Raw genomic sequence first — 16,410 nt, 5'->3', positions numbered from 1 at the left:
GCGTGTCATGCCCAGCCTTCATTTGCGATCAGCGCTTTGATGCGCTCCTGATCGAACTCTGCTTCGAGCCGGGCCACTTCGCTATCGCAAACCGCCTGCGCCTCTCCCTCTACCGGATAAGGATCCCCCTTGCGCCACTCTGCCAGATAGGCGTCGGTGTCTGATGCTCCGATCTTCATCGCCGCGCGGTCGATCGCCTGTTCAAAGCGTTCGGCCAACGGTTTCTTGGCGCCGCGACGGCCTTTGCCCACGATGACCTGGGCTGGAATGTCGCGCCAATAGACGATGGTGACGTCGGGCATTTCGGTGATTCCTCCGATGTTGGTAGGATTATTCGTAAGTCAGACGCGCCGACCGGTTTGGCTTATTTTCGACAAGGTGATCGCTTTCCGCGACCTCTCGCCCTTGTAGCGCTGAGGTGGCGGGCTGCACAGGGACCGGCGCTTGAAACTTTTGCATGAAGAAGTTGAGGCGCTGCCGGCGGGCGGGGATTGCGCGTGGCCAGCGGAGATACTACGTTGATCTCAACACGATATGGAGGGCGTAAAAATGGCGCCCAAGCGTCCCGAAGGTGCGGGCGCGTTCCCGAAACCGGTTGAGAGCCCCGCGCCGAAACCGCCTGATCCCAGCACGCTCTATGCGGCGCTTGATTTGGGCACGAACAGTTGCCGCATGCTGATTGCCCAGCCGAAGGGCAGCCAGATCCATGTGGTGGACAGCTTTAGCAAGTCTGTCCAGCTTGGCTCCGGCCTTGAGACCACGGGACGGTTGTCGCGCGGCTCCATGCGGCGGACGATTCAGGCGCTTCGTATCTGCCAGCAAAAACTCAAGCGACATAAGGTCAAGCGCATGCGCCTCGTTGCGACTGAAGCTTGCCGTCGTGCCAAGAACAGTCGGGACTTTATCCGTCAGGTGCGTCGCGAAACGGGTCTTGCGCTTGAGATTATTCCACCTGAGGAAGAAGCGCGGCTTGCCGTTATTTCCTGTGCGCCGCTGGTTAGCACCAAAACCGAGCAGCTTTTGGTTGTTGATATCGGTGGGGGATCGACCGAATTGGTTTGGATCGATCTGACGTCCGTGCCAAGGCGCGACCGCCCAAGCGCGATCATGCGGTTACGCAGCGGGTTCCGAAATGATGACAGCCCGTTCCCGGGGGCAAAGGTTGTTGATTGGATTTCCGTGCCGCTCGGGGTGGCAACTTTGCGCGACCAGTTTCGTGATGTGGAAGATGACGCTGCACGCTTTGCCCTGATGAGCTGGTTCTTTGAGGAAAACCTTGAAGAGTTCGCGCCGTATAAAGATGCGCCTCCCAGTGAAGGGTTTCAGATTGTCGGTACCAGTGGCACGGTGACCACTGTGGCGGCCAGCCACCTTGGGTTGCGGAGATATGACCGCACCAAAGTGGATGGATTGCGGATGACCAGCGATCAGATAGACAAGGTCATTCGCGGATACCTGGAGCTTGGCCCCAAAGGTCGTCGGAATGATCCACGGATTGGACAGGATCGACACGCGTTGATCATGTCAGGGTCTGCGATTTTGCAAGCGCTGTTGCGATGCTGGCCGACGACACGCCTTTCGGTGGCGGATCGGGGACTGCGCGAAGGGCTGCTTTATGCCCAAATGAGTGCAGATGGCGTGTTGGAAGACGGTCCATATTGATATAGACGACGGCGTCCGAGACCTCTTGAGGTGAAATGATGGCTAAGAAACCAACTGGCAAAAATACAAGTGGGCGCGGTATGCGCGATCTGACCGTGAAGGTGAAAACCGCTCGCGGCCGCAAATTGAGCTCCACCCGTTGGTTGCAACGGCAGTTGAACGATCCCTATGTGCAGCGCGCGAAGGCGGAAGGTTATCGCGGGCGTGCGGCGTTCAAGATCATGGAGATCGATGACAAGTACCGGTTCTTGGTACCAGGCGCGCGGGTCGTCGACCTTGGCTGTGCACCGGGAGGCTGGATGCAGGTTGCGGTGCCGCGTGTGAACGCTTTGGGCGAAAAATCCGGCAAGAAAGTCGGCACCATTCTGGGAATCGACTTGCAAGAAGTGGAGCCGCTTGCGGGATGTGACATTCACCAGCTGGATTTCATGGAAGACGAAGCCGACGTCAAAGTGAAAGAATGGCTGGGCGGCAAAGCCGATGTGGTGATGAGCGACATGGCGGCGGCCAGTTCCGGACACAAGCAGACGGACCATCTGAGGATTATCTCGCTCTGCGAAGCGGCTGCCTATTTCGCCTTTGACGTGCTGGAAGACGGCGGCACTTTTGTCGCAAAGGTTTTGGCAGGCGGCGCTGAAGGTGAGCTGCAGAAGCTGTTGAAACAGAAGTTCACAAAAGTCGCCAACTATAAGCCGCCAAGCAGTCGTTCTGACAGTTCGGAAAAATTTGTTGTAGCAACAGGGTTTAGAGGGTGAACCTAACCCTTTACGCTGCGCGGTGAAGCGAGGCTTGAGCAGATTTCATCAGGAAATCGTTGACGAAGTCTCGTTGGTCTTCGACGCGGGGCGCTTCTTGCTGGTCGCGTAGGTTTTCCTGACGGATCAATTCAAACAGTCGTGCAAAACGGGACGACTGCACCAAAGCGGCGGCAGACACGTGTCTCAAGGCTATTCTCCATTGGCAGCGTGACCGCGAGCAGGCGGATCACTGGCAGAGTTGCCTTTTTTCAGAAGTGAATGGCCAAATTGGCCCCTAATTGGGGCTATTTCTTGGTCACGCCTTCCGCGTCGATTTTGGCTTTCTTTTTAGCCCTTTGTGCCGCGATGATTTCGGCTTCGACTTGTTTGCGTTTACGGTCGGCTGTTGTGTCGTTGCCCGCTCCGAGCCAGCGGTTGTGCGTCCACATCCATTGCCCGGGGTTGGCCCGTATTTGTGCTTCGAGGCTTTCGTTGAGTGCTTTGGTCATTTCTTCCGCGTTGGTGTGCGGGATTGGGGCCTCGGTTATGACCATGTAGTTGCCATCTTCCTGTCGCACGCCATAGCAGGGGACGAGGTCGACCTTGTATTTCAACGCCAGTTCCGCAGCGGATTCCGCTGTTTGGGCCGGCTTGCCCATAAATTCGTAGAGCGGTGCACCATGGATGCGCTGGTCATGCACAATTCCGACAAAGCCGCCTTTGCGCAAGTGCTTGATCATATTAGACATTCCGCGGCGTCCGCGCTCAAACATAGGTTCCCCGAAGTCCGCCATCGCTGAAACATAATGCTCGTTGAAGTAGGGGTTGGACATGGGTTTGTAGAGCACGCCGATTGGAATGCCACGAGACAGGAAAGAGCCTCGGACGGCCAAGTAGTTTCCAAAGTGCCCCGTGACCAAGAGCGCGCCACGGCCTTCTGCGTGGGCCTTTTCCAGTATTTCGTTACCCGGACCGACCACGGGCGCTTTGCCAACACGTTCGAGGAATTCGTCACTGGCGTAGGTTTCCATGAGCATGCGACCCATTGTGTCCGGAGACTGGATCACGATCTTTTCACGCTCCTCAGCGGTCAGCTCCGGCATAACAAGCGCGAGGTTTTCGCGGATGCGTTTGCGGTTTCCGCTGATGGGGGCAACGATGCGCGTTGCGAACCAGCCACCGAAGCTGATACGCTTGTCGTATGGCAAAAGGCGCGCCAGCCCAAGAAAGCCACGGATTATCCGGTCGCTGATTTTGTGGCGAAGGTCGTCCAACTTGGCGCTCATTTGTGTGGTTCCTGCGCGGAATTCTTTGGGTTAAACTAAGGACGGTTATTTAGTGCTCTGTATGAACCTTCGCAAGGTGTCATGTGGAATGTGGTTGCAAGACTGTGGGTGCGTTCGTATTTGAAACCGCAGTATTTTTTTGATTTGTCGACTGGACTTAACTTATGGCGCAACCGATTGAACAGCCGCTTCCGACATGGCAACTGGTGATTGTTCTTTGGGGCACGAAATACTCTGTGCGCGAGGTCAACCGGCTGATAGACACGGTGCGGGAAAAGGCCAGTCAGCCATTTCGTCCCGTTTTGATAACCGATAGGGACAGGCCCGGACTGGCCGAAGATGTCGTCGTTAAGACCTTTCCCGAGGGATTTATCAAACCGGAAATGATCGGTCCCGGCTGCCACGCGAAACTTTCGATGTTTGAGGCGGGTGTCGTGCCGCGCGACCTTCCCGCTGTGTATGTGGATATCGACACTGTTGTTCTTGGTGATCTTGCGCGGCTGCTGAGCTTGCCGAAAACCGATCAAGCGGTGATTTTGTTCCAGAGCGCGGTGATACCGATTGGAAAAATCGGGCGGTTCATTTTCAAGATAACCAATGGCCGAAAGTATGCTCGCGGGAATTCATCAATCGTCGTCTACCATCCGAGGGAGTGCGGTTACATCGCCGAGAAATGGCACGAGATGTTCACACGGCTCGGTGGCATCAAAGCACGGCCGATGATTGCTGATGAACGGTTTATGAGTTGGTGCGCGCAGGAGCATCTTCAGCGCATTCCAAGGGACGTTGCAGTCAAATTCCCGACCGAATTCATGTTGCCCTGGCGCTGGTTGATCCTTACCCGTGCAAGCTTGCCTTGGGTGCGGCGTCGGTGGGCCGGTCTGCTTGCCGTGACCTTGCCCGGCATCGAAGTCAAAGGAGACGCTTTGCTGGCTATGGAAGAAGGCACCGAAGTGGTGGATAAGAAGGGCCGACGGCTCATCTGGTCGGAAAAAGCCATTGGTCCGATGAAATCACGGCTGTTGGGGTACTACCGCGCGCTAGACGCGGGACGGAAGGAGACAGGGGCATGATCCTTGGACATATCGGGGCGCGCAAAGGCTCCAAAGGTGTGGTGCGCAAAAACTTTCGCGAACTGAACGGCAAACCTTTGATCGATTGGTCGTTGGATCAACTGTTTGCCCATCCAATGGTCGATGAGGTCGTTGTTTCGACCGATGACGAGGAAATCTATGAACATGCCGTGGCCAAGGGCGCTTTGAAGATTGGGTTGCGTCCTGCGCATCTGGCCACCGACACGGCGCCCAAATGGGGAGTTTGGCAACATGCCATGCAGTCGGGACAGGATGCATGCGGACAGGAAGTGACCGCTTTTCTCGATTTGGACTGCACATCGCCGTTGCGGCTTGCGGAAGACATCACAGGTGCGCTGACTCTTTTCGAGAGCGAAAGACCAGACATGGTGATGAGTGTTTGTGAGGCTCGCAAGAATCCGTATTTCAATCTGGTCGAACCGGATGAGACCGGGGCTTTGCATGTTTCAAAACCATTGCCCGGCGGTGTCTGGGCGCGTCAAGCGGCGCCGACGGTCTATGAACATGCCGCCAGCACGTATGTGGTTGCGCCAGATTACCTGCGGACCGCCGAGACAATCTATGAGGGGCGGGTGATCCCGTTTGAAATGCCGGCTGAGCGTTGTATCGACATCGACTCGCCATTGGATTTCGCCATGGTCGAGTTTTTGCTGGCCGACTTCCTAAAACGAGACGAGGACGAATAAACATGGGCAATCAACTGAACGGACGCACGGTTTTTATCACCGGTTCAGGGGGGGTCTTGGGCAGTACATATGTCCGCCGGATGCTGGACGAAGGTGCAAAGGTCGTTGCGACCGATTTGGAAGGGGCGCGTGCGGACGCACTGGTTGAAGCGCATGGCGACAATCCTGACTTTGGCTTCTATCACCTTGATGTGGGTGATGAAGATGCGGTCACCGGTATTTTCCAGAAGGTCATGGCGGATGGGTGGCAACCCAATGTTGTTCTCAATAACGCAGCCATCACCGGCGAAATGTTAATGGGGGCAGGGCAACCGTTCCCAGACTTCGCCGACACGTCGGTCAGTGATTTTGAACGCACCATGCGCACCAACCTAACAGGTGCCTTCATGATCGCGCGCCAGATGGACCGCGATATCATCGGAAAATACCCGGCGAGCCTTATTAATGTGGCATCGATGTATGCTTTGAATGGTGCGCACCACCCCATTTACGATGGCATGCCGTTCAAGAACTTCTCGGCCTATGGTGTTTCTAAGGCCGGTATTCATGGGCTGACAGTCTGGCTTGCGGGATATTGGGCACAACGCGATGCGACCGTGAACACGATCTCGCCCGGAGCCGTTTTCAATGGCCACAGCGAAGAGTTCCAGCGTCGCGTCGGTGAACTGATCATGCAAAACCGTATGGCTCAGCCTGACGAGATTGCGGATGTGATGCTGTTTCTTGCCAGCGCTCAGGCCGGCCATATGACTGGCCAGATGGTCAATGTGGACGGCGGTTTTTCGGCATGGTGATTGCCGTAATCGGTGCAGGATCGATCGGCAAGCGACATGCTAGCAACCTTGAAGGGCTTGGTGAAACCGCGGAACTGATCGGTTGGCGTGGATTTGACCGGAGCGTTTTTGAGGCGCGGACGGACATAGAGGCGGTGGTCATCGCGACTTCAACGCCGATCAGGCTTGAACTGATTGAAATGTGCGCGAGAAATAACTGGCCTTTTTATGCAGAAAAGCCGCTGGCTTGGCGCGTTGATCAGGTTGAGGCGATCCACGATGCAGGAGCGCCTGTGGCGGATCGGTCAATGGTAGGCTTTATGATGCGCTATCATCCGGCGGTGCGCGATTTGGCGGCGCGGGATCTATCGCAAGTTTATGCCTTTCAATTCGAAATCGGGCACGATGTTCGCCAATGGCGTGAAAACTGGTCGTTTGCAGGGAGTTACGCTGCCGACCCGGAAGGCGGTGGCGTGTTGATGGATTTGAGCCATGAGGCGGATCTCGCCCTGGCCTTGTTTCCCGGTTTGACTCTGGAGTCCGTCGATTGTGTGGGTCACAAGGATTTTCCGGGTGTAGATTTTGCGACACGTTTGTACCTGTCAGGAACACAAGGCGTGGTTGGCTCTGTCACTATGGACTACATCAGCCCGCATTCGCTACGTCGGGCGGGATTGAGAGGTCGGGACGAAGTGCTCGACCTTGATTTTTTGGTGCCAGAGGTGCGGATTGCAGATGGAAACGACACGAAGTCCGTTTCCTATGCTTTTGATCGCAATGATATGTTCGTCGAAATGATGGTGGATTTTCTTGCTCTTGTGCGCGGGAAAAACACATCGGAAAATCCCTTGATGCCCAGGTTTGACCGTATGTTTGAAAGCAGTTTGATGCTGGCGCGTGCATGGGAAAACCGGAAATTTTCCGGTGTTATCGAAATGGACATGTCCTAACGGTCAAATCGCGTTCTTCAGAGCCATTGGCAATGCATTCAGGAATTTTTGGGTTCCGCCTGCGTGAGCGGCAAAGAAATCATCAATGTTCTCTCTGGACGGATTAAATGCGCCGCTCAGCCCGTTTGCCAGGTCACCAGCATCTGATGCGGTGCGCGCAACACCTGCGGCTTTGGCTTCTTCGAAAGGATACTCGATCGTCCAGGTTTGTGGGCCAGTGATGACTGGTTTTTTCATCGCGAGGGGCTCGATGATGTTGTGGGCTCCTTGAGGCATGAAACCGCCACCGACCACGGCGCGGTCGGCCATTGACAGGTAAAAGTACATTTCGCCAAGGCTGTCGCCCAATAGTATTTCGGGCGTGGTCGGGTTATCGGGCCAAGTTTCGACCGTCAGGTCATTCGGTAGGGCCTGAGAGCGGCGAAGAACGGAAAACCCTTCGGATTCAAGCATATCTCCAATCTCGGAGAATAGTTCTGGACGGCGCGGGACATAGACAACCAAGGGTTTCGGGTCTTGCTGTCCAAGTTGGCGGATCGTGTCAATGTACAGCGCATCTTCGCCTTCAACGGTTGATGCAAAGGTAACAACAAGCCGGTCAACCGCACCAATCCAGTGACGCGCGCGGCGGCCTGCGACGGGCAAGTGCGCAGGCACCGGTTGATCAAAGCGTAATTCGCCGGTCACATGGATGTTGCGGACGCCAACCGAAGAAAATCGATCCCGCTGCAGGTCTGACTTGACGAATGCGCCGGCATAATGGGTCATCACTTCGGACCGAAGACCGAAGGCTTTTGCATCTTTGGTCATCGACTTGGTCGGGTATTGCGCATTGCACATGAACAGCGGCACGCGTGCACGTTCCGACGCAAGAACCATGCGCGGCCAAATTTCGATTTCCATTACCAAGCCGAACTTTGGCAGGAAAGACTTGAAAAAACGGCGATAAGCCCATGAAGTTTCAATCGGAATCCACACGGACTGAAGCGTGCCAGCTGCAATTTCGTCGGCAAAGACTTTCTCGGTTTCTCGCCGTCCAGCTGGTGTGAACTGTGTCACGACGATCTTTTCACCTTGATCCAGAAGAGCGCGGATCATTGGGACAGCGGAACGCAGCTCTCCCAATGACACGGCGTGTACCCACACCGCGTTTTGCATTGGCCGGTCGTATTTGCCAAAGCGTTCCGAGAGATGCTCTGCGTAAAGAGGGTCTTTTTTTGCGCGTTTTCGCAGATAGAGCAAAACCAGCGGCAGGCCGAGATTCCAGAGAGTCGTCCAAAACGCGAGGAACAGTCGAAGTTTCGGGCTCATGTCTTTGGCCTTTCCAGGAGCGCGCAGAGGTCATTTGCCAACGGTGCAAGCGAATTGCGTGCGTCGTCCGAAAGAGCTTTGGCATTTTCTGCAAAATTTCTAAGGTCGCCACGCATTAGATCCGCTGGCAGGTTGTCAGCGGTGGTAGCTAAAGCTGCACGTGCCTCGTCAAGCTGAGTGTAGTCCGTTGCAAAGTTCAGCGTGTCGGGGCCGTGCAAAATGGCGCAGTCAAGCGAAGCTGCTTCCCATGGATTGTGGCCGCCTATGTCATCAAATCCACCGCCAATAAGGGCACGGTCACATAACCGATACCAGAGCCCCAGTTCGCCATAGGTGTCGGCAATGTACACGTCTGTTTCGTCCTTGACGGTTTCATTCAGGCTTCTCACAGATGCAGAAAGAGACATGTTTTCAAAGTTTTGCATGATGCTTCTCATGCGGCTTGAATCTCTCGGAACAAGTACGAGAAGTTGCGAAGGGTCTTTTCTCCTCAGCACGTTCTGGGCCGCAAGTGCTGCCGCTTCGTCGCCTGCGTGCGTTGACGCGGCAACCCAGACTTTGCGTCCTTGAAGCAAGTTTTGCGCCGCTTTCAATTCGTGAGAGTCGAAGGCAAGCGGAGGGGCGGCAGATTTCAGAGAGCCGGTGACACGCACGTTTTTGGCTCCGAGCGCTTGGAGATTTCGAGCAGTTCGGTCTTCCTGTGCTGCGATGAGCGACATGCGGCAGAACATGGCCGAGTAGAGTGCGCGTCCTAAACGGCGTTTGTCCAAACTTGTGTCGGTGATACGAGCGTTGATCAAAGCAACGGGGATGCCGCGTTTGTGAGCTAGCGATACGGCGTTGGGCCAGAGGTCCTGCTCGGACCAGACGGACAGATCAGGCTGCCAGTGGTCAAGAAATTGATGGAGGTATCGCGGCGCGTCGAGTGGCAGAAACTGGTGTGTGGATTTTGGGGGGAGGTTACCGCCCATGACTTGTGCAGACGAGCGCGCAGTACTGGTCACCAGAAAGTGCAGATCAGGATTTTGCGCAGACATCGCGTCGATCAAACCCCTGAGAGCCAGCACTTCACCGAGACCAACAGCGTGAAGCCAAACAAGTCGCCCTTCAGGGCGGGGAGCGGTTGGTTCTCCAAGTTTTTCCCGCCATCGGGATGCGTCTTCCTTGCCGTGTTTGAGGCGTTTGCGCAAAAGAGACGGCGCGACCAGCGGAAGGGCGCGAGTGGCACAGCGATAAACAAGCAGTGCCATTCCTCCTGGCCGGGGCTTAGCCGATGTCATGGAAGGCTTTTTGCAGGCCCTGATCCCAGAAGTCAGGGTCTTGCAGGACTTCGACAAACCGGTCTGCGGCCCGGCCTTCGCCAAAGCCCTTGTGTGGCGGGTGTTTATGACCCCATTGGGTTTTCAGGAAAGTTTCAATGGCGTCTTGATTGTCCGCAGAGCAACTAAAGACGGAACCCGCCTGAGCACGGTTCGTCTGGCGGGTACCAACATCGAGCGAAGGCAGGCCGAAGAACGGAGCTTCTCGTACGCCTGCGGAAGAATTTCCAATCATACAAGCGGCATTCTTCATCAATTCGGAGAAATGGTTGAACCGCATCGACGGGAATTGACGAAAGCGTTCTGCGGGGAGGGAATCGAGTACCGCGAAAATGTCTTCGGAGCCGGGATCGTTGTTCGGTGCGATCACGACGAAATTTTTGCCGCTCGCATCGAGTTCGGTAAAGAGCGACTTCGCTTGAGCGCCCATCGTGTCCTGCTCGGATGTGACCGGATGGAAAGTAACGAGGCCAAAGTCGTCAAATGGGATTTCGTAGTGCTTTTTCACGTCTTGAAGGGACACCCCTGAAGGGCCGGCATGGAAATCGAGTTCCGGTGACCCGATGACATGGATCGCGCCTTCCGGCTCTCCCATTGCCATGACCCTGCGTTTGGCTGCGTCGGAGCTGACAAAATGGTGGCTGGAGAGCTTGGTGTTACAGTGGCGGAAAATTTCGTCGATCGTTCCCGAGACTTCGCCCCCTTCGATGTGGGCGCAGGGTATATAGTTTGTCGCCGCAACCAGGGCACCGGCCAGCGCCTCGATGCGGTCGCCATGCACAACAACCAAGTCCGGTCGGGTTTCAGTTATGTAGTCAGAAAAACCGACCACGGTTTTGGCGAGAATGATGTCCTGCGGATCACCAGCGCGTTGGTTCAGGTATTCGTGCACAGTTGCGCCGGGTTGGCGGTGAACTTCAATCTTGGTGAGACCATACTGGTCAAGCATATGCATGCCGGTCACAAAGTAAGTCACACCAAAACCAGCCTTTTGCAAAGCGGCCGCAAGCGGTTCAAGTTTGCCGAAGTCAGCGCGGGTGCCGGTGAGGAAAAGGATATTGCGGGTCAATTCAGCGCTTTCTTCAGGAGGAACCCGCCGGATGCGGAGTTAGAAATATAGGCTCTCGATAAAACCACGGTCTTGGTCATTTCCCACCCGGATCCTTGGAGTTTAACTGCGGCTTTTCTCTGCATGAGTTGTAGGGGTTTTACAACTCGTCCTCGGAAATTTCGAGAACTCTTGCACGAATTTCGTTGAGAACCAAATCCTTGGGCATTGGGAGGTCTCCTGCGTCGATCGCGCGTAATACGGCTGCTCTTGAACGCAGAGACACGCGATCCACGCTTTTCTTGAGCATCGGATAGTCAAAGAGCTTGATAACCGCGTAGGGGAAGGCGCTGTAGATTTGACCGGCGTTGAGTGAGGTCCGGACATATTCCAGAAGTTTTTGGCGTTTCGAGGACGAAGCTGGCAACGCCATCACCTCCGCGCGCATTTTCTCAAATCGTTCCTTGTTGTGGGTGGCATAAAGAACGGTTTTGTCCAGAAATTCGTCACTCTGTTGCGAGAGCAAGTGCAGAAAAAGAGCCTTGTCGTATAGGCCGCTCAGCGTGCGCCCTTGTGCCAGCATTGCATGGCTAAAACCACGTTCGCCCCGTCTTATGACCTTGTATTTATTGGAGGTGATCCTGAGTTCGTCAGTCCACCAGCGACGAAAGACCGGGTCATGAAATGTCGGGCCATCAAATGAGAACAGATAGCTTTCCAAGAAAATCGACCGGTCATCACGACGCAGAATGGAGCCGGTGATGTTGGCGCGACTGGATTCCAGTTGCTCGATCAGAGTGTCGTTGTCGCGCACAGGGTACCAAACGCTGTCGTTGAGGATCACAACGCGGTGAAGGTCGATTTCCAATTGAAACAGCAGCTTTAGAGCGTCGCGGTATCCGCCAAAATCGTACCCGAAATTCGGACGCGTGAGAATTTTCCAGCTGACGGGTTCTAAGAGGTCGATATCAGATTGGGGAAGCGCCACGTTGGACACAACCAAGGGCGCATATCCGGCCGAAAGAAACCGGCGGGCACATTCCAAGGTGCTTTCAGCGATGCCGTTTGGTTGATAACACAAAAGGACAACGACTTTTTCACGCGCTGGCACATCGCCGTCAGTCAGCGGAAAACCGGCGTCAAATGCCTGATCATGTTTTCGCCGTTGAAACGGTTCATAAAACGCTTCCGGTATGGCCTGAAGCTGCATCTTGAAGCGCTTCAATTCCTTTCGGATTTTCCATTTCGGTGGCGTTTCCTTGATCAAGTGTCAGGTCCTCAAGATCCAGTTGCTCAGAGCGCCGCTGGTGCTCAGTCTATCGTTTTTGCGTAGCCGAATGCGTCAAAGTCTTGCGCGTATAAGTCTTCGGCCAATGCTTTGGATTCTTCGTCGAAATAGCTTTGCCAAGGGCGTTTGTCTGTGCGGCTGATCGTTTGGTTTTCGCGCTTGAGCGTTACACCTTCCATGCCCAGATCCGACGCCATCGCGTTGAAGTCGTCTGCGAGCGTTTCAAAACGCAAAAGCCGGTGAACCAACAAGGTGCCGTCTTTGTCGGCCAGAAAATAGCTTTGATTTGGCAAACGCGCAAAAAACGTGTCGTTCCAGAACGGTGGTTTCATACGGTAACGCAGGTATTCCGAAAAACTCATGTTCGCGACTTTTTCCGCGATCTTTGGGATGCGGAACTGTTTCATGAACTCGTAGTGGCTGACGGCATGATCGTAAGGATTGCGCACAACTGCAAAGCGGTGAAACTGATCAAAAACGTCCGAGCCGAGTTTGCGGCGAACGCCAGCAGCGGTTTCGTGTTTGCGGAGATAAACCGAGTCCGGAGACTCCTGAATGGGCAGTCGACGTACAAAAGAGCGCCAAAGAGTACGCGGCGGATAAACACCGAACGGCTCAAGAGCCGACGTCATCGCTGTGCCCGCGGTTTTTGGCACGTGCACGAAGATAAATTTGTGGGACTGCGACAGGATCATATCTTATTCCAGATCTTGCCATTTGAGTTGTGTGTTGCGCGTTACAGCTTTGTTCAGAGTCTTGCCGACGACATTGTCAAATTCGTAGCCAGGGATTTCGCCCGAACCGGGACGGCGCGCCCAGATGTCCTGCTCGGTAATCACGTGTCCTGCTGGCAGGTCTTTGTCGGCCACAACGGACGCGCGAGCGAAGGCATAGACGGGTTCTTCAGCCTCGGTGCGTTGTTTCGGGTTGTTTGCGGCGATCCAGATCTCGCGGCTCCGTTCGATCAGGAACCTCAGTTCAGACGGGTCCATGGAGTTGATGATGTCAGGGCCCTGGCGGTAGCGGGTGTCGGTGTAGTGACGCTCCAGAATGGTCGCGCCCAGCGCAACCGACGCCAATGCCATCTCTGGCCCAATTGAGTGGTCGGAAAAACCGACCATCGCATTGGGGAAAGCTTCTTTGAGGTCCGTCACGCCCCGTAGAGACACGATCTCTGGCGGAGATGGGTAGAGGTTCGTGCATTCCAGCAAGGCATAATCCACACCGGCCTCTTCGAGTATGGCAACAGATCGGCGCATGGTTTCGATCGTTTGCATCCCGGTGGACATGATCACCGGTTTTCCAAAGGAGGCAATATGACGGATGAGCGGCAGGTTGTCTGCTTCCCCGGATCCGATCTTGAAAGCGGGAACGCCGGCATCCGCAAGAAAGTCCGCGGCTTTGCGGGAAAACGGCGTGGAGATGAAAATCATTCCAAGGTCTTGCGTGTACCGCATGAGCTCGAGCTCGTCCTCTGCGGAGAGGGCGCACTGCTCCATCACTTCCCAGATTGACACGTCGGCGTTGGGAGGAAAGATCTCCTTGGCTTCGTCTGTCATCTCGTCTTCGACAAAGTGCGTCTGGTGTTTGACCATTTCACAGCCCGACAGCGCGGCGAGGCGCACCATTTCTTTTGCTACAGCAAGGTCCCCGCCATGGTTGATGCCGATTTCGGCGATCACAAGCGGCGGGTGGTCGGGGCCGATCTCGCGGTTGGCAATTTTCATGGCCGATCCTTTCGTCAGGCGGAAATGCTTTTTCTGACTGCTAACGTTAAGGACGCGGGGTGTAAAGTTGGCCAGCATGTTGTTGCCGCAAAGAAAAACGCCCCACCAATAAGGAGGGGCGTTCTAAAAGGCGATAGATTAGGCAGCTTGCGCGCGCAACGGCGGTTCGTTGTGACCGAACGGAGCCTCTTTGGCCGCGCGCTGTTTGCGGAAGTACCAGATCACGAACGGTACATGGAGCACGAGGTTGATTGCCCCCCAGATCATTAGCGCGTTCTCGTTAAAGATCGGCTCGGAGTTCATGACCGGAGTGAAGACGTCGTAGATGCCGCGGATCAATACATGCGCCGCGAGAGTGTAGATACGGGCAATAATGTAGAGTTCTGGACGGTTTTTCAGCACCGGATAGAGCTCGGCTGCAACCAGAATACAGGCCGAAGAGAAGAAAAACGCCGGGCTTTCCCCATATACGAAACACATGTTCCATGTTGTGTAGAGGAAGTTCCACGCGTGTGTGGAATAGAACAGCAGATCGTTTGGGCGTTTCGGGTCAAACAGCCAATACTGGTGGGTTCCATTCTTGTAGGAAGGCCAAGGTATCGTGGCGCAAAGGATCACACCGCAAATGGCGTTCATGTAGTTTGCTGTCTGGAAGTCCTTGAGAGTGGCTTCGGCTATGTTCAGAAAGAGAACACCGTACAGCACGAAGAGAACCCAGTTTCCGCGATAGAATTTGGCGATCGCCGACTGGTTGTCCTTATAATACCAGGCCAGACGGGCAGGGCCGACAACAAAGGCCATCGGGACCAACACACTGAGGATTTTGGCCCAGCGAAACCAACCTTCGACCTCGTTCCAGAAGGGAAAGGATAGTACCGCAAAAACCACGGCCACAAAGGCCAGGCGGGTGTGTTTTCGCATCACGTCAATGAGGACGAGCAAAAAGACCAAATAGGCGGTCATTGAGGCAATGTAATGCCAGAGAGGGATGTCCATTGGATGTTCCGTTCAATTTTGCGCCCGCTGTCGGGCGTCTATTTTCAGCGTCCTGCACCCGCCTTCTGACGGACGCAGGCCAATTCGGGATGGCCGGTTTTCTCAGGCCAAAACAGGATGCTGGCGGTCTGCCGACGTTTCGGCATGTTCCTTGGTGCCTGCATAGATTTCATCGCGAAGCGGATTGCGTTTGTATTTGACGATCCGATAGCCGTGCCACGCGACCAGAGCGATGTTGGCCATCAGCGCGACGAAGCTGACCCAGAAGAAGGCGCGGGGATCGTGTGTTGTCTGCACCGGCGCAATCTTGTCTGCGAACATCGGGAAGGTCATGACGAACATGGTCCATAGGCCAAGAGTGTGGGCGCGGTACTGTAGCCAAGCGCCCTTCTTGATCAGGAAAGCAGGGATTGTGCAGGCCAGAAGAAGGACGGCCCCTGCATAGATCGAATGGTCTGCGATGCAGTTGTATACATAAGCAAAATTCCAGAGATCATAGGCGAGAATCCAGGCCCAAATCTGATCCGGCCAGATCATGTCCTTGTTTACGTCCCGGGTGACGTAAATTCCAAGCCAGCCAGAGATCGCAACGATGTTCAGAAGGCCGGCGATGCCGTTCATGATGTTCCAGGGACCGGACATCATCCAAAGGTGATCGACATATCCACCTTCCCAAAGACCGAACGAGTAAACCTCGAAATCTCGGATGCAGGCCTCTAGAATATTCACGGCGAGAATGATGGCGGGTAGGGCGAGAGCCCACTTTTTGTCCTGCAGGTAGGGTATGTAGCGGATCGCCATGAACCAGAGGCACCCCGCCAGTGCGGAGTAGGTTTTGACCCAGACAAACCACGTTCCGGTTCCGTGTTCATTGCCCAGCGCGGCGGTGGTAGGCCAAACAAGTGCCGTCAGACCTATAGGCAGTGCGAGGAAAAGAAAAAGGCCACCCCATTTAGAGGTTCGCCCCAGTTCGCTGAAGGCCATAAGGCCGAGGAGGACGGCTGCCAGTATCCCCCATGTTTGGAGAGAGATCGGTTCGTATAGAATACCCATATCGGGCTCCGTGAATCAGTGTGAGTGGCGCGCGTTTCGCCCACTGATAGGAGTGCCGTGGTTGCTATTTTGTTGATCAAAATCAGCTAATTTTGTCTATCGGCCAGATTTACCGGGGTAGACCTTACGTCAACGTAAGGGTGCCGTTGCGTAAGGTGGATTCCTATATCACGGCCGACGGTTTTTGCAGGTTCTTAGGGTGGCGCGGTTTAATGACATCGGAACTCGACTGTTTCAATTCTTCGTCTACGAAATTGAAAAACAGCAAGACAGCGCGATGATGCCGACAAGCGAAGCACGGTCGTTATTAGCTAAGTTATTGAAATTATGGCGGAGAGACAGGGATTCGAACCCTGGGTCCCCGTGAAGGGACAACGGTTTTCGAGACCGCCCCGTTCGACCACTCCGGCACCTCTCCGCGGTAGGGTCTTGGTGAGGGCGTCGTTTAATCAACTTCGTGATCGCCTGCAAGCGGCTTTT

The 16,410-nt window shown here is 54.9% G+C and carries 17 protein-coding genes and 1 tRNA gene; 6 read left to right on the top strand and 12 right to left on the bottom strand.

Annotated elements, in window-relative coordinates:
• Positions 1 to 5 precede the first annotated feature (5 nt).
• Positions 6 to 302, bottom strand: coding sequence for a virulence factor (locus BXY66_RS07475; RefSeq protein ID WP_132859517.1), 297 nt, complete (start codon positions 300 to 302; stop codon positions 6 to 8).
• 247 nt (positions 303 to 549) lie between these two features.
• Between BXY66_RS07475 and BXY66_RS07470 the strand changes: the two genes are divergently transcribed.
• Both BXY66_RS07470 and BXY66_RS07465 read left to right on the top strand, forming a co-directional pair.
• Positions 550 to 1,662, top strand: coding sequence for a Ppx/GppA phosphatase family protein (locus tag BXY66_RS07470; protein WP_132859516.1), 1,113 nt, complete (start codon positions 550 to 552; stop codon positions 1,660 to 1,662).
• Positions 1,663 to 1,700: 38 nt separating this feature from the next.
• A complete protein-coding gene (locus BXY66_RS07465) occupies positions 1,701 to 2,417 on the top strand; it encodes an RlmE family RNA methyltransferase (protein ID WP_132859515.1) in 717 nt (238 codons plus the stop codon).
• 10 nt (positions 2,418 to 2,427) lie between these two features.
• Here the strand turns inward: BXY66_RS07465 and BXY66_RS07460 are convergent, their stop codons facing one another.
• Together BXY66_RS07460 and BXY66_RS07455 are read right to left on the bottom strand one after the other, a co-directional pair.
• Positions 2,428 to 2,607: a hypothetical protein gene (locus tag BXY66_RS07460; protein ID WP_132859514.1), complete on the bottom strand. Its 180-nt coding sequence runs from the start codon at positions 2,605 to 2,607 to the stop codon at positions 2,428 to 2,430.
• A 97-nt stretch (positions 2,608 to 2,704) separates the two neighbouring features.
• Entirely contained in the window at positions 2,705 to 3,685 is a 981-nt protein-coding gene (locus BXY66_RS07455; RefSeq protein ID WP_132859513.1) for a lysophospholipid acyltransferase family protein, read from the bottom strand.
• A 164-nt stretch (positions 3,686 to 3,849) separates the two neighbouring features.
• Here BXY66_RS07455 and BXY66_RS07450 point away from each other — a divergent pair, with 164 nt between their 5' ends.
• The 4 genes from BXY66_RS07450 to BXY66_RS07435 are packed head-to-tail and all read left to right on the top strand — an operon-like array spanning position 3,850 to position 7,188.
• On the top strand, positions 3,850 to 4,758 hold the full coding sequence (locus BXY66_RS07450) for a hypothetical protein (protein WP_132859512.1): 909 nt from the start codon (positions 3,850 to 3,852) through the stop codon (positions 4,756 to 4,758).
• Entirely contained in the window at positions 4,755 to 5,465 is a 711-nt protein-coding gene (locus tag BXY66_RS07445) for an acylneuraminate cytidylyltransferase family protein (RefSeq protein WP_132859511.1), read from the top strand. The genes BXY66_RS07450 and BXY66_RS07445 overlap by 4 nt, the downstream gene beginning before the upstream one ends.
• Before the next feature lie 2 nt (positions 5,466 to 5,467).
• Positions 5,468 to 6,259, top strand: a complete 792-nt coding sequence (locus tag BXY66_RS07440) for an SDR family NAD(P)-dependent oxidoreductase (protein WP_132859510.1) — start codon at positions 5,468 to 5,470, stop codon at positions 6,257 to 6,259.
• The gene (locus tag BXY66_RS07435; protein ID WP_132859509.1) at positions 6,253 to 7,188 is read left to right on the top strand and encodes a Gfo/Idh/MocA family protein; all 936 of its coding nucleotides are present in this window, start codon (positions 6,253 to 6,255) and stop codon (positions 7,186 to 7,188) included. The genes BXY66_RS07440 and BXY66_RS07435 overlap by 7 nt, the downstream gene beginning before the upstream one ends.
• A gap of 3 nt (positions 7,189 to 7,191) precedes the next feature.
• Here BXY66_RS07435 and BXY66_RS07430 read toward each other — a convergent pair whose 3' ends face one another.
• The 9 genes from BXY66_RS07430 to BXY66_RS07390 form a co-directional block, all read right to left on the bottom strand.
• Positions 7,192 to 8,499 carry a 3-deoxy-D-manno-octulosonic acid transferase gene (locus BXY66_RS07430; protein WP_132859508.1) on the bottom strand — a complete coding sequence of 436 codons (1,308 nt, stop codon included), beginning with the start codon at positions 8,497 to 8,499 and terminating at the stop codon, positions 7,192 to 7,194.
• Positions 8,496 to 9,749 (bottom strand): 3-deoxy-D-manno-octulosonic acid transferase, encoded by a 1,254-nt coding sequence (locus BXY66_RS07425; RefSeq protein WP_165929117.1) that lies wholly within the window; start codon positions 9,747 to 9,749, stop codon positions 8,496 to 8,498. The genes BXY66_RS07430 and BXY66_RS07425 overlap by 4 nt, the downstream gene beginning before the upstream one ends.
• A 16-nt stretch (positions 9,750 to 9,765) precedes the next feature.
• On the bottom strand, positions 9,766 to 10,887 hold the full coding sequence (gene neuC, locus BXY66_RS07420; RefSeq protein ID WP_132859506.1) for a UDP-N-acetylglucosamine 2-epimerase: 1,122 nt from the start codon (positions 10,885 to 10,887) through the stop codon (positions 9,766 to 9,768).
• A 139-nt stretch (positions 10,888 to 11,026) separates the two neighbouring features.
• The gene (locus BXY66_RS07415) at positions 11,027 to 12,133 is read right to left on the bottom strand and encodes a rhamnan synthesis F family protein (protein WP_132859505.1); all 1,107 of its coding nucleotides are present in this window, start codon (positions 12,131 to 12,133) and stop codon (positions 11,027 to 11,029) included.
• Positions 12,134 to 12,177: 44 nt separating this feature from the next.
• The gene (locus BXY66_RS07410; RefSeq protein WP_132859504.1) at positions 12,178 to 12,849 is read right to left on the bottom strand and encodes a sulfotransferase family 2 domain-containing protein; all 672 of its coding nucleotides are present in this window, start codon (positions 12,847 to 12,849) and stop codon (positions 12,178 to 12,180) included.
• A 3-nt stretch (positions 12,850 to 12,852) separates the two neighbouring features.
• Positions 12,853 to 13,881, bottom strand: a complete 1,029-nt coding sequence (locus tag BXY66_RS07405) for an N-acetylneuraminate synthase family protein (RefSeq protein ID WP_132859503.1) — start codon at positions 13,879 to 13,881, stop codon at positions 12,853 to 12,855.
• A gap of 138 nt (positions 13,882 to 14,019) precedes the next feature.
• Entirely contained in the window at positions 14,020 to 14,844 is an 825-nt protein-coding gene (locus BXY66_RS07400; protein WP_207911293.1) for a hypothetical protein, read from the bottom strand.
• A gap of 135 nt (positions 14,845 to 14,979) precedes the next feature.
• Positions 14,980 to 15,930: a DUF5692 family protein gene (locus BXY66_RS07395; protein WP_132859501.1), complete on the bottom strand. Its 951-nt coding sequence runs from the start codon at positions 15,928 to 15,930 to the stop codon at positions 14,980 to 14,982.
• Positions 15,931 to 16,258: 328 nt separating this feature from the next.
• A tRNA-Ser gene (locus BXY66_RS07390) sits at positions 16,259 to 16,348 on the bottom strand.
• Between the last annotated feature and the right edge of the window lie 62 nt (positions 16,349 to 16,410).

Origin of the sequence: Shimia isoporae (genome assembly GCF_004346865.1) — a bacterium.
Lineage (GTDB): Bacteria > Pseudomonadota > Alphaproteobacteria > Rhodobacterales > Rhodobacteraceae > Shimia > Shimia isoporae.
This window is presented reverse-complemented; position numbering and strand designations above follow the sequence as displayed.

Coding starts and splice junctions, on each gene's coding strand:
- BXY66_RS07445 (WP_132859511.1), top strand. CDS start 4,755: ATGATCCTTGGACATATCGGGGCGCGCAAAGGCTCCAAAGGTGTGGTG.
- BXY66_RS07440 (WP_132859510.1), top strand. CDS start 5,468: ATGGGCAATCAACTGAACGGACGCACGGTTTTTATCACCGGTTCAGGG.
- BXY66_RS07395 (WP_132859501.1), bottom strand. CDS start 15,930: ATGGGTATTCTATACGAACCGATCTCTCTCCAAACATGGGGGATACTG.
- BXY66_RS07470 (WP_132859516.1), top strand. CDS start 550: ATGGCGCCCAAGCGTCCCGAAGGTGCGGGCGCGTTCCCGAAACCGGTT.
- BXY66_RS07410 (WP_132859504.1), bottom strand. CDS start 12,849: ATGATCCTGTCGCAGTCCCACAAATTTATCTTCGTGCACGTGCCAAAA.
- BXY66_RS07405 (WP_132859503.1), bottom strand. CDS start 13,881: ATGAAAATTGCCAACCGCGAGATCGGCCCCGACCACCCGCCGCTTGTG.
- BXY66_RS07425 (WP_165929117.1), bottom strand. CDS start 9,749: ATGGCACTGCTTGTTTATCGCTGTGCCACTCGCGCCCTTCCGCTGGTC.
- BXY66_RS07450 (WP_132859512.1), top strand. CDS start 3,850: ATGGCGCAACCGATTGAACAGCCGCTTCCGACATGGCAACTGGTGATT.
- BXY66_RS07455 (WP_132859513.1), bottom strand. CDS start 3,685: ATGAGCGCCAAGTTGGACGACCTTCGCCACAAAATCAGCGACCGGATA.
- BXY66_RS07435 (WP_132859509.1), top strand. CDS start 6,253: ATGGTGATTGCCGTAATCGGTGCAGGATCGATCGGCAAGCGACATGCT.
- BXY66_RS07400 (WP_207911293.1), bottom strand. CDS start 14,844: ATGACCGCCTATTTGGTCTTTTTGCTCGTCCTCATTGACGTGATGCGA.
- BXY66_RS07475 (WP_132859517.1), bottom strand. CDS start 302: ATGCCCGACGTCACCATCGTCTATTGGCGCGACATTCCAGCCCAGGTC.
- BXY66_RS07465 (WP_132859515.1), top strand. CDS start 1,701: ATGGCTAAGAAACCAACTGGCAAAAATACAAGTGGGCGCGGTATGCGC.
- BXY66_RS07430 (WP_132859508.1), bottom strand. CDS start 8,499: ATGAGCCCGAAACTTCGACTGTTCCTCGCGTTTTGGACGACTCTCTGG.